Annotated in this window: 10 protein-coding genes and 1 riboswitch; of the genes, 4 read left to right on the forward strand and 6 right to left on the reverse strand. The window is 39.4% G+C overall.

Annotated elements, in window-relative coordinates; translation table 11 throughout:
• Positions 1-3: 3 nt before the first annotated feature.
• The 6 genes from NT175_06660 to NT175_06685 form a co-directional block, all read right to left on the reverse strand.
• Entirely contained in the window at positions 4-1,176 is a 1,173-nt protein-coding gene (locus tag NT175_06660; protein ID MCX6234394.1) for a glycosyltransferase family 87 protein, read from the reverse strand.
• Between the two features lie 80 nt (positions 1,177-1,256).
• Positions 1,257-1,868, reverse strand: a complete 612-nt coding sequence (locus tag NT175_06665; GenBank protein MCX6234395.1) for a fumarylacetoacetate hydrolase family protein — start codon at positions 1,866-1,868, stop codon at positions 1,257-1,259.
• Between the two features lie 45 nt (positions 1,869-1,913).
• Positions 1,914-2,738, reverse strand: coding sequence for a 3'-5' exonuclease (locus NT175_06670; protein MCX6234396.1), 825 nt, complete (start codon positions 2,736-2,738; stop codon positions 1,914-1,916).
• A gap of 277 nt (positions 2,739-3,015) precedes the next feature.
• Positions 3,016-4,293 carry a dihydrolipoamide acetyltransferase family protein gene (locus tag NT175_06675; GenBank protein MCX6234397.1) on the reverse strand — a complete coding sequence of 426 codons (1,278 nt, stop codon included), beginning with the start codon at positions 4,291-4,293 and terminating at the stop codon, positions 3,016-3,018.
• Between the two features lie 15 nt (positions 4,294-4,308).
• Positions 4,309-6,276, reverse strand: coding sequence for a glycosyltransferase (locus NT175_06680; protein MCX6234398.1), 1,968 nt, complete (start codon positions 6,274-6,276; stop codon positions 4,309-4,311).
• 59 nt (positions 6,277-6,335) lie between these two features.
• Entirely contained in the window at positions 6,336-7,961 is a 1,626-nt protein-coding gene (locus NT175_06685) for a PQQ-binding-like beta-propeller repeat protein (GenBank protein ID MCX6234399.1), read from the reverse strand.
• A 121-nt stretch (positions 7,962-8,082) separates the two neighbouring features.
• On the opposite strand from NT175_06685, the gene rimO reads away from it, so the two are divergent.
• From rimO to NT175_06705, 4 genes are all read left to right on the forward strand, one after another.
• A complete protein-coding gene (rimO, locus tag NT175_06690) occupies positions 8,083-9,393 on the forward strand; it encodes a 30S ribosomal protein S12 methylthiotransferase RimO (protein MCX6234400.1) in 1,311 nt (436 codons plus the stop codon).
• A 79-nt stretch (positions 9,394-9,472) separates the two neighbouring features.
• The gene (locus NT175_06695; GenBank protein MCX6234401.1) at positions 9,473-10,249 is read left to right on the forward strand and encodes a toxin-antitoxin system YwqK family antitoxin; all 777 of its coding nucleotides are present in this window, start codon (positions 9,473-9,475) and stop codon (positions 10,247-10,249) included.
• Positions 10,250-10,783: 534 nt separating this feature from the next.
• A riboswitch (cobalamin riboswitch) is annotated at positions 10,784-10,988 on the forward strand.
• A 45-nt stretch (positions 10,989-11,033) separates the two neighbouring features.
• The gene (locus NT175_06700) at positions 11,034-12,956 is read left to right on the forward strand and encodes a TonB-dependent receptor plug domain-containing protein (protein MCX6234402.1); all 1,923 of its coding nucleotides are present in this window, start codon (positions 11,034-11,036) and stop codon (positions 12,954-12,956) included.
• Positions 12,957-13,100: 144 nt separating this feature from the next.
• A complete protein-coding gene (locus tag NT175_06705) occupies positions 13,101-13,481 on the forward strand; it encodes an OsmC family protein (GenBank protein ID MCX6234403.1) in 381 nt (126 codons plus the stop codon).
• Positions 13,482-13,490: the final 9 nt, after the last annotated feature.

Here is a 13,490-nt window from a genome sequence, read left to right on the forward strand (position 1 = left end):
TAACTACAACTCTGTATCTATCCTGAATTTTGTGAATGTCGTATCATAAATTACCTTGAGCCATATCAGTATACAAGGTACTGCCTTTATTACATACGGCTCGATAAATTCATTCCGGATTATTCGTGGAAACAAATCTGTTGGGGAAAGAGAAGTGAAAATGAAAGCTGCTATCAGCAAAATAAGATTTTCAACTTTCATGGCCTGCGAAAAGCACCAGATGGCCACACCACTTATGGCAATGATAAAAGTGGGTGATTCCGCTTTGTGATTAAAAATAACAATCCATAACAATATTGAAGCTAAAATAAATAATCTGTATTGGACATTCCGGTATTGCTTTACTCGAAAAAGTGGAATAATGAAAAGTACAACACTAATCAGTAAGACGAATAGCTTGGAAGGATGAATTCCAAACCATGTTTGTATCCATCCAAAAACCGACAAGCCGGTTGATCCCGAATGGTCAGATGATAATAAAGTCAACCAACTGCTGTAAAGTATTTTAAGTTGTGCCAGATCGACAACGAGCAATGGAAGGAAAAATAAAATCACGATCCAGAGAATCGAATATCCGGCAAGTTTTAACTTTTTCGGATAAAATAACAATAAAACAAATGCTAGTAATCCAAAAGGTTTTATAAAGAGGGAGAGCGCAATAAGGAATGTTCCAAGGAGTTTTTTATCTTTCTCAAGTAGACTAAATGCAAGAATAATCAGTCCGGCAATCAGCCCGTTACTCTGCTGATTTTGCATGTTGGTAAATAATTCTATCAGGATAAACCAGAGGATGTACCCGATTTTGTTGGATTTAATTTGTGGCAATGAGGCAATAGCAGCAAACAGGATTGCTGCATTGAGCAGATTCCAAAGCGGTAAACCAATCCAAACTGGGAATATTGCAAAAATTCCGAATAATAAAGGAAATGTGGGACTGTATTTAAATAAATCCCAATGTTCTGAAAAATAGATACAATAAAGGTCTTTATGTTCGACCAGGTGAAAAAAAGATTGCTGGAAAATAATATAATTATTGTAAAAAGTATACTCCTGTCCGTTGTTGAAAATTTTATTGCCCAGAATCAGTGATTGAATGCTGGCAATAGCAGCAAACAGGATATAAATGAAAAAGATAAACTTATAATTTAACAGGAGTGATTTTAGTTTCAGGTTCATTACGGGATTCTTCAAAGAATGCATTTCACCTGTCAGGTATTTAAAGTGATATTCACAAAAATTTTTAGACTTAATGGTTTCTATTTTATAAGGCAGGAGAGCATTTTCCTGTTCTGGATATATGCTTCGAGCTTGTCGCCAATTTTAACAGGGCCCACGCCTGCAGGTGTTCCGGTGTAAATGAGATCACCGGTCTTCAAAGTCATGAATTTCGAAAGATAAGCGATCAACGTGTCAATATTGAAGATCATCTCTTTCGTATTCCCTCGCTGAACGACTTCGCCATTCATCTCTAAGTGAAAATCAATAGCATAGGGATCGTCATATTCATGTTTGCCGGTAAAGAAACTCAGTGGCGCAGCATTGTCGAATCCTTTTGCTATAGCCCATGGCAGGCCTTTTTCCTTGCAGATATTTTGTAGGTCGCGAGCTGTAAAATCGATACCTATGCCGATTTCCTCATAATATGTATGAGCAAATGTTTCAGGTATGTTTTTACCGACTTTGCATATCTTATAAACGATTTCAACTTCGTGATGAATTTCATGGGAAAAGTCAGGATAATAAAATGGCCGGTTGCGTAATAATAATGAAGTATCCGGTTTCAAAAAAAATACCGGTTCTTTAGGGACCGTGTGATGAAGCTCCTTCGCATGTTCAATATAATTTCTTCCAATACATATAATTTTCATAGTCTTCTAACCTCCCAATCTTTAATCGCCAAATCGACTAATCGTCTAATCCTTGATCGCATTCCCTTTATTGAATCCTCTAAGCTTGATCGATGTGATCACTTTTTTTGTGTACAGAGGAAATTCACTCTTCATCATCCAGTCATAATACTGGGGCTCCCTTTTGAAAACATCTTCAACAGCACGACCCTTATATTTACCAAAGTTGAACACTTCGATACCTTGATCATCAAAGATAATATGTCCAACAAGGTCAGCATTTCTGTTATAGAATGAGAATTCGTGTAATGCCCCGATATCATTGATAACCGGGTAAGAGACCACACCTTTAAAGTCAACATATCCAACATCCTTATAGATATCCAGCTGAGCTTTTAGTATTTCATAGGCCGCTTGTGTGTCGGCTTCGGCATTATGAGCATGCACATGCTCCTTGCCGCAGTATAATTTATACGCTGCCCGCAATGTTCTGGGCTCCATTTTATGAAAGATGTTCTGGACATCAACAATGCGCCGGTTTCTGATTTCAAAGTCTACACCTGCCCTGAGAAATTCTTCGGCCAGTAACGGAATGTCAAACTTTATCAGGTTGTACCCCCCCAGATCGCAATTTGCTAAAAAGCTTGCCAGCTCCCCGGCTAATTCAGAAAATGGTGGTTCATCTCTGACATCATCATCAGTTATACCGTGTATTTGGGTCGATGAAGGCGGGATTGGGATCGTGGGATTTACCCTGTGTGTCTTGATCTTCTCCGATCCATCTACCATTAATTTAAGTATGCTGATCTCAACAATTCGGTCAGTGGAAACATTCGTTCCTGTCGTTTCCAGATCAAAAATAGCAAAGGGGCGGGTCAGATGAAGTTCCATACAAGTTGTCTGGGAATGTTATCAGTGGCTATAAGATCACTTCAATACTCACAATTCTTTACCTGAACAATAAGTTCCGGCTTGTAATTTCAGCAAATATAGACCATTTTATAATTCAAAACAAAACGCGTAATTAGGTCTTTCAAATCTTTACTTGATGTATTCATATCAATTGAAATAAAAAAGCCATCCTTAACCGGGATTTTCTATAACTAGTGCAAGTAATGAGAAAGTGAAATTTCCCCGTCAGGATGGCTTGTTTCTATATAAACCGGTACTAAATGGTACGGTTGGTATCGAAATTCTCAAGATAATCAGCGACCTTGCGCAGATACATGCCGCCGAGCGCACCATCAACAGCCCTGTGATCATACGAAAGTGAAAGGATCATAATATGCCGGATGGCAATCATATCGCCATCCTCTGTCTCAATGACTACAGGTCTCTTTTTCACGACACCAATCCCAAGGATGGCTACCTGGGGCTGATTGATTATTGGAGTGCCGGTAAGGCTGTTAAAAGTCCCAAAATTAGTTATTGTAAACGTGCCACCCTGAATATCGTCTGGATTGAGAATATTATTCCGTGCTTTGCCTGCAAGGTCATTAACTGACTTGGCCAATCCAAGCAAATTTTTCTGATCTGCATTTTTAATGACCGGAACAATAAGGTTGCCTGATGGCAGAGCTGTAGCCATTCCAATATGGATGTTCTTTCGTATAATGATATTATAACCGTCTACTGAAGCATTCACATCCGGGAAATCCTTCAACGCTTTGGCAGCAGCCTCAATGAAAATTGGAGTGAAAGTAAGCTTCTCGCCCTCTTTTTTGTAAAACTGGTCTTTGATTTTAGCCCTCCATTTTACCATGTTCGTAACATCAACTTCAATAAATGAGGTCACATGAGGTGAAACATGCTTTGACTGGACCATGTGGTCTGCTATCAACCTGCGCATACGGTCCATCTCGATGATCTGATCTCCAGTGACAGCGATAGTCGTGGGTTCAGTCCCCAAAGCAGTTTCAACCGGCCTTTGGGAGCTGGGTACTTTGAGGTTAGACCGGATAGAGACATAGTCTAAAATGTCTTTTTTTGTCAACCTGCCCTCTTTACCACTTCCTTTCACAGCTTCAAGTTCATCCAACGGAATACTTTCCTCCTTTGCGATATTTCTCACCAGAGGTGAATAGAACCTTGTGTAGGCTGCCGATGCTGTTTTTGTGTCAGTTTTCACTGACTGGTCTTCTTGTCCTGAAGGAATTCCGTTATCCGGCTGGCTAATTGCCGCAGGTCCGGAAACGCTAGTTCCTTCTGATAATTCAATGATGGCAATGACTTTACCGACAGGTACAATATCACCTTCCTTATACAGTATTTCGAGGAGTGTGCCATCTACAGGTGAAGGAATTTCCGAATCTACTTTATCAGTGGCAATCTCAACAATGTTATCTTCTTCTTGAATCGGATCGCCCGGTTTTTTAAGCCATTTTGTTATTGTTGCTTCAATGATGCTTTCACCCAGTTTAGGCATCACTACTTCAAAACGTGACATATTGTTCTTGTTATTTTATGATCTGCCAAGTTGCCGGAATCCCCTATAAATGATATTGAATTCATTTAAAATTTTATAATCCCTGGCATATAACAAATTCAACCGGTTAATTGTTTCATCGCTGAAATTCAGGTCGTAGAAGGCATCAGTCGGATTCAACACACCTTTTCTGATCCTTGGTAAGCCGCTGATATCATTATGGTCACCAGAATAGTACCCTGTCCACGAACGTTTTGCAATCAGAACAAATAGGATGTTTCTAAGCAGTCCAAGTGGATTTCTGACAACGAACATGAACAACGGAAATGTTATTATAAACAATATGGATGAGAAAATATCAAAGAATCTCTTATTGCGTCTGTTGCTGATTTTATCGATAGAATTTATATCCACGATATAAGGATCTCCGGAAGTACTGATGAAATTGCTTCCAATAATGGAGAGACTTTCCGGCGGTGCAATTTTACAATCCACTTGCCAGCTTCTAAGATCCGACATCGTGTCGATAATTTTTTCGGCAGAAATATCCTTAGCACAGAAAATCACCTCATCGATTTTATAAATCGTAATGATTTCTTTAATCTGGTTGAATTGCCCGATGAAGCCCTCGTGTTTATCAGTATTCTGTGTTACACTTGCCAGTCCAATAAAACCCGGATTTACATAAGTTTTCCTTAATATGTCGGCCACTCTCAGGGCTTCCTCCGGCTCACCAATAATGACGAAACGTCTGCTTTGTTCGCGACCAAACTGGAAGTCCTTTAATTTCATTAACTGAAGGATGAACCTAAGCCCTGTTATACTGATGATTCCCCACAAAGCACCCAATACAATAATTGCCCTGGAAAAACGGTAAGTTTCACTCAGTAACGCATATATAACTAGAATGACTACCGTTCCAATAAAAAATCCCTGGTATATTTTTAGCAGTCTGACAGGGCGGTCATAACCGCCACTTAAATAAACGGAGAATAGCCAAATGATAATATATGATGGAAGCGCAATAGCAATAAATTCAACAGGATAATGACCGCCATTGAGGTATACGATTTTTTGTTCCCAATATTGGGTAATCAGGAATATCCCGGCGAAAACCATAAGTGCATCACAAACCGGCAGGAATATTCTTTTTATGAATCGCGATAAGACTGCCAGAAGAGCCCTGAAATAAACGGCCAGATTTATAAGGAGCGAGAATGCTCTGGCGCTTTTGGCAGAAAAATGTTTTTTTGCGAAAATGATCATAGCATTATAAAACATCCTGACATAGTTGATGGAGCTCTTTTTTGTGCTTTCCCCTTTATAATGAATGATACGTGTTTTGGGAAAATAATAGTTTTTATAGCCCGCAAGAATTAACCGATAGGAGAGGTCAATATCCTCGCCATACATGAAAAAGGCTTCATCCAGTAATCCTGATTTATCCAATGCTTCTTTTCTTAAAAGCATGAAAGCACCCGAGAGGATATCAACCTGGTGTATTTCATCTTTATCAAGGTATCCCAAATGATAGTGTCCGAATTTTTTTGATCGCGGAAAAATCCCTGAAAGCCCGGAAATTTTATAAAAAGCAACAGCCGGAGTTGGTAATCCTCGTTTCGACTCAGGTAAAAACTTGCCTTTTCCATCGATCATTTTAACACCAAGTCCTCCGGCTTCAGGATGCTCATCCATAAATCCAAGGGCTTTATGGAACGTGTCGTCCTCAACAATGGTATCCGGATTTAATAATAATACATATTCCCCCTTAGCCAGCCGGATGGCTTGGTTGTTAGCCCTGGCAAAACCAAGATTCTCATTATTGTCGATAAGTATCACTTCCTGGAACTTATCCCTTATCATCATCACAGAATGATCAACCGAATTGTTATCTACAACAAATATTTCTGCTTCAATGCCTTGAATAGCCTTACGCACAGACAAAAGACATTGCTCCAGAAAATGCTTAACGTTGTAGTTAACAATAACGACCGATAGCTTCATCCTTATTCGATTGTTCTGTTGCTCAAGTGTTCATCATCATCTCCAACCTGAGTGCCTGGTTATTCCCCTATCTCCCAGTCTGCAAAATTTTCGATGACTACATTCGTTTTGGGTTGTGTTGTAAAGGATTCATTCGAGTTATATGTCCATCCCATGGTTTCGGATCCTCCACCACTCTGTGTTGTGACCAGATAGCGGTTCGACAGGTTGCCGATATACATTGCCTGGTTTCTTGGTGTATCCTGGTCGCCACCACTTGGATCAATGGGAATCCATCCATAATTAGGCAGGTAAACCTCTACCCAACGATGAAAGACATCATCCATTGCTGTTGCATCGCCTCTGACAACCACCGCTCCCACATATCGGGCAGGCAAACCTGCTGCCCTGCACATGGATATATAAACAAAAGAATATTCCGAACAGGATCCATTCCCACGTGCCAGTACGGTCGGGGCAGTATTCCAGCCTCCAACCATCTCGTAATACATGTTTTCAATTAAATAATTGAAAATCTTTCGCGCGATCCAATAGGCATTCTTCTCATCACCAACTACCTTTTTTACAGCGTCCTGAATGACCGGATGATGTATCTGGTATTTTTCATTGTCCTCCAGGTAGAGAGCACTGATGTCAGCGGGAATTTCATCAATTGTGCCAATTTTATCCGGAAAAAGAAAATACCGTATCTGATATATCCTGGCTTCAGTTGTCATCACAACCTCTCTGTTCTCACCCGGTGAAATGTTTTCAAAGCGATAATGGGCGGTTTTTTGCCCCCATTTATCTGTTATGATATCTGAATATTTTGGCAGGCAGGTGGGCTCCCCGATTATTTCCTGGTTATCCCTGCTTATTGGAATTGCCAGATGAACATCCTCAGTCAATACAGTTCCGGGACCGAAGTTTGTAGTCAGGTGGGTGTAGATTATCCGTGCATTTCGCTCATTCATACGAACAAACTTTTCGTCATCGTTAACAATCAATTGGAAAAGATTATTGCTTTGGTCATCTAATGCCCAGAGATATGTTCCATCGAAGCATAGATCAGTAATAAACTCACCAGGAGCTTCTGTGATGAGAAGTACGCAACCCTTTTCCGGATCTACCATATAAATTTCATCTACCATCCGGTCAGATACCCAGATATATTTCCCGTCAAACGCCAGTCCCCGTGGATCCCCTGAAGGTGCTTTGAAGGATCGTATGGTTGTTCCATCTTCCGGGCTGAATTGAATGATCTCGCCGGCATCACTATCAACGCACCAAAGATATTTTCCATCCCAGGCAAGCCCCCGGGGTGTTGATGAAGGCGATTGTATCGTTGTTAATATATTACCATTTCCTGGATTAAGACGGTAGATTTTCCCGTTATAATTCTCTGCAAGAGGAATCCCACCTTTTATATCAGCATTCCACAAGCCCTGTCCATCCCAGGCAAGACCGGTCGGCCAGTAACCAGGTGTGGGTATACTGGCTAGAATTTTCCCATCAGTAGGATCTATACAATACAACTTGTCATCCTTGCGATCTGCCACCCACAGGTTTTTACCGTCATAAGTAACTCCTGTTCCGAAATTTCCGGGAGTTTTAATGGATCTGACAACCTCTCCCGTGTAGGCCAGGGATGCAAAAGGGATAATAATGCTACCAATGGAATAAAGTACTAAGTGTTGAAATTTCATTTATCGTAAATTTTAATGTGAGTTCAAAGATAAGGAAATTTAATGTTGAAAATCTCCGCCCAACTTATGTGAATTAGCTGAATTTTGCTTTTTGGTATATTATAGGGAAATTTGCAGCATCATGAAAACTAAACAAGGACAGACGGACAGAATCAAGATTATTACCCTGGGATGCCCGAAAAATAAGGTGGATTCGGAAATTTTAATGCGACAGCTTCAAGCCGGGAGGATTCCTGTACTCAATGAATTTTCTGAAGAGACAGGAGATATTATCCTCATCAATACCTGCGGGTTTATACATGATGCGAAAGAGGAATCGATCGATATCATTTTGCAATATTTAAAGGCCAAAGAAAAAGGATACGTCAGGAAGGTCATTGTCATGGGGTGCCTCGCCCAAAGATATCAGAGTGAGTTGCAGAAAGAATTACCTGAAATTGATGGACTGTTTGGCGTTAACCAGCTTGAAAATATTCTGGCATCACTTGGTGCTGATTACAAAAAAGAACTTATCGGAGAACGTGTCCTGACAACTCCGTCACACTATGCCTACCTTAAAGTATCTGAAGGTTGTGACCGCCAGTGTTCGTTTTGCGCCATACCATCAATCCGTGGGAGACATGCATCAAAACCTTTGGATGATATACTAAGAGAAGCTGAATGGTTAGCTTCATCTGGAGTAAAAGAGCTGATCCTTATTGCCCAGGATCTTACCTATTATGGTCTTGATTTATTCAAAAAGCGAACACTGCCCGAACTGGTGGATAAACTATCCCAAATTGCAGGTATACAATGGATCAGGCTGCATTATACATATCCGGCTGGATTTCCTGTAGAACTATTAGATGTCATGAAAAAACATGACCAGATCTGTAAATATATTGACATGCCTGTGCAACACATAAGCAATCGCATTCTTACTTCGATGAAAAGGACAATTTCGGCCAGGGAAACTTGGAATCTACTGACATTGATACGGAAAACACTGCCCGATGCCGCCATCAGAACAACCCTCATTTTAGGCTATCCTGGTGAAACTGAAAAAGAATTTAATGAATTAAGCTCTTTTATCAAGGATTTTCGTTTTGACCGTCTTGGCGTATTCACCTATTCGCATGAAGAAAACACTCCGGCATTCAAGCTGATTGATGATATTCCGCTTGAAGTAAAAAAGAAGAGAGCTGATGAGATCATGCAAATCCAGGAAGTCATATCTTTAGAATTAAACAATAATAAAATTGGAAAAACTTTTAAAATCGTTATCGATAGAAAAGAAGGCGATTATTTCATCGGAAGAACTGAATATGATTCACCGGAGATAGATAATGAAGTTCTCATCAAAGCTGACTCGTTTAAATTGACAACAGGGCAGTTCTATCCCGTTCGAATAACTGATGCAGATAGTTTTGATTTATTTGGTGAGGTTAGATAATCATAAAGTACTGCCATTTTTTTGAATGCTTATTAATTTCTATTAATTTCGACTTTTCAAATAACTAAAACTTTCGGAGATGAAAAAACATATTTTTCTTCTGGGTTTTACTTTGTTGGCCTTCATTAGTCTTCAGGCTCAGGCCACTGCAAATGCTTTTTCCGATACAATTAACAGAATGGATAAAAACAATGTAAAGCAGGGATATTGGGACGAAGAAAATAATAAGATGTTATATAGTGGCATCTACCTGAATGGATTGAAAGAAGGGCAATGGATTACACGGTTCAGTGATGGAACACTGAACAAAATTGAAAATTACAAGCATGGTGAAAAGGATGGATTATCCATAACTATTGACCAGAGAGGCTATTTTCTTAACGAAGAAAATTACAGGAACGGGAAATTGCATGGCCGCCAGGTCAGCTATTTCAGAGGGGGAGTGAAACAATCGGTGATATATTATTATAATGGGCTTTATAATGGACTAAAACAGGTTTTCTATGAAAACTCCCCCGGAAAACTTATGGAAGAAACCGAGTATGATAATGGGAATAAAGATGGCTTCTCCAAATGGTATGACCAGGATGGTCATCTTCTGGCAGAATACAATTATTCCAATAGCCTCCTCGACGGGATTCAGAAAACCTACTATGCCAGCGGTAAGCCTATGACAGAGGAACAATATGCCACTGGCGTGCCTGTTGGAGAATATAAGGAATATTTTGAAAATGGCAAAATGAAAAACCATGGACAATATCTGAATGGAAAGAGAAATGGAATCTGGAATGAATGTGATACGATCGGTAACATTATCAAAGCAGTCAAATATAAAAATGGAATTGAAGCTAAATAGTTGTCAACAAATGTGATAAGCTATTCATTCAAGAAGATGTGCACAAAATCAACATTCATTAGAACCTCAATGTCATTACCCCTTACCGGATAGTCGGTTGCCTCCTGTTACTGATAATATACTTTTTCGAGACAGGTTTGTATTGCTTTGCCACGTTCAGCGAATGAGAACGGGAAATCTTTTTATTTTTGGAATATGCGGAAGGATACTTTGTGTATTTGCCTGATGATGATGCACATGATGCTAAAATGAGGAACGAAAGAATGAATAATATGATCGAAAAAGCACGTTTCGCGTATTTCATATTCCTTATGAAAATAGTTTTTAAATTCTTCATTTATGGTTTGTAAATATAAATATTTTTTTTAAACCGCAATCTGATGTTTTTTTTCATTTATTTTTTTTATGTTCCGATTTCACCATCCGTGCAGGCTAGACTGCCCATTTCAGGCTCATTTTGAAACATTCATCGGATTTGTTAATTACTTGTTCACTATTCCGGGGAATCGGCATGCAGAGATGAAAAAGAATTATTACTTTTGTTATTGTACTGGCGTGATTATTTTAAGCCGTAAATTAATCACCCAAGAGGGAATCAGGTGAGAGTCCTGAACAGTTCCCGCTGCTGTAATCTCTAAAGCTTTTTGAAATACCCCTGCCACTGTCCGTAATAGTTTGGATGGGAAGGCATTCAAAAAAGGAGAGAGTCAGAAGACCTGCCAGTATATAAGCCACGGAGTTAGCTTTCGGGTAAAAAGCATTAATCAACTTAATATCCTTGCACATGCATAAATTCAATTATTTTTTTATTGGCATCTGTTGTTTGATTGCTGGCAATCCATGTCTTGCTCAAAAGATTTCTGCCGACAGTTCCATTATCCTTTCAACGGTGACCATAATGTCTACCAAACTGACCGATAACGCTACCGGATTAAATGTGCATTCGTTTGATTCGTTATCACTATTACTAGCCAGTTCAAAGACGCTCTCTGATCTCCTTGTGAGCCAAACACCTGTCTGTATCAAAACGTACGGTTTAGGTAGCCTGGCAACAATTTCATTAAGGGGAACGTCATCAAACCATACTGGGGTATTCTGGAATGGGCTTTCTATAAGTCCTCCAAATAACGGAATGACAGATATCGGACTTATTCCTGTTTATTTTTTCGAAAATATCCAAGTTCAGTACGGTGGCGCCAGCTCGGTTTTTGGCGGTGGCAATATCGGCGGAAGTATTCATATCAATAATTCTAACACCTTTCGAAACGATAAAAAAATCAGCATGGGAATTGGTGCCGGTAGTTTCCATGACTATTCAGGATTTACCAAAATATTGCTTTCGAATGATAAGTGGATATCATCAACAGCTGTATATTATCATCAGGCAAAAAATGATTTTCCATTTCATAATAATTCAATAACGGGAAATCCTGAGGAGCGGCAACAGAATTCTGATAATCTCTTTTATGGTTTTTTACAACAGATAAGTCATGCTATTAAAAGGGGAAATTATCTCACTGCCAATATCTGGTGGCAAACTGCCGATAGAAGAATACCTTCCGCTATGACCTTGCAATCCGGTAACGCTGATGAAAAAGATAATTCACTGCGATCATCCCTTACATGGCGAAAGGATTTTACATCAGGTTCTATTACTTCTAAAATTGCCTGGTTCAATGACTACCTTCACTACGTTGATATAAACGACTTTTATTCAATCGATTCTAAGGTTATCAGCAATTCTTGGATACTGGAAACGGAAGCCAAAAAGCAGCTGACTGAGCGGATTCGGATCAATGGAGGTGTTGATATACGTTTTATGACATGCAAAGCTGATTCTTACAATGAAAATGTTAAACAAAATCAGATCGGCTGTTATACTTCATTGAGTTATTTAATTCCGTTGATAAACTGGCAGTCAAGTGTTCATATTCACCAGGGCTGGACAGAAGGCTATGATGAGCCATTCACACCTTCTGTCGGCATCGAAGGCCCCTTATTTAAAATGGTATCAGGAAAAATCAACATTTCACGAAACTTCAGGGCTCCGACTTTCAATGAAAGATATTGGCAACCTGGTGGAAATCTTGACCTGCATCCTGAGGTCAGCTGGAATGAAGAGGCTACTGTACTTTTCAAACCTGTCAGTCAAAATATGACCTCGCGGTACTTTATCTATTTCGATGTGTTTAATTCCATGATCAGTAATTGGATTATCTGGCTACCGGTAGATGAATCCTATATGATATGGCAACCCCGGAATATCCAGAAAGTTTGGTCCAGGGGACTGGAGTTCAATGGGGAATTTGAAAAAAAAATCTTCAATGCAACCATATTACTGAAAGCAGGCTATACTTATACACGGTCAACAAATGAAGAAAGTATTGATGGTTCTTATCAGAAACAACTCATTTATGTGCCTGAACATATAGGCTTAGCAGGACTTACGATATGCATAAAAAAAATAACATTCTCCTATACTCATCACTACACTGGTCAGAGGTTCGTCAGCAGCGACAACAGCCAATCCCTGCCGCCATATAACATCGGATATTTTTCTTTTTCAAGGGATTTCTCTCTGTTGAAAGAGAAATTTAGCTTTCAGCTTAACGTCGATAATGTTTGGAATTCTAATTATCAGGCTATTCAGGATTACCCCATGCCAGGAATTGCTTTTAAGTTCTCACTGCTTTATAATGTTTTCTGAAAAATCACCTGTGAACTAAGTTCACGATGACCTTTTAAACAAAAACTATTATTTATCGTTTATTATCTGACAATTAGATCCAATTATTAATTATTAATTTAAGGAGCAATGGAACATAATGTAAAAATTTCGTGGGCTGGGGATATGAGTTTCGAAGCGGATATATATGGTCATAAAGTAATTATGGATGCGTCAGATGAAGCAGGAGGGAAGGGTCGGGGACCACGTCCAAAGCCGCTATCACTGGCATCGCTTGGAGGATGCACAGGAATGGATGTGGTTTCCATTCTTGATAAAATGAAAGCCAAACCCGAATCTTTCACCCTGTCAGTCACAGCCGAACTTTCAGATGATTATCCCAAAATCTATAAAAAAATTCATATTATTTATTTATTAAAAGGGAAGAACCTGTCACTGGATAAAGTTATGAAAGCTGTCAGCCTTTCACAGGAAAAGTATTGTGGAGTCTCTGCCATGCTCCGCAAGGCAGCTGAAATTTCATACGAAATAAAAATTGAAGAATGATGACTTTGA

The sequence above is a fragment of the Bacteroidota bacterium genome (genome assembly GCA_026391695.1).
Taxonomy (GTDB): Bacteria; Bacteroidota; Bacteroidia; order Bacteroidales; family JAGONC01; genus JAPLDP01.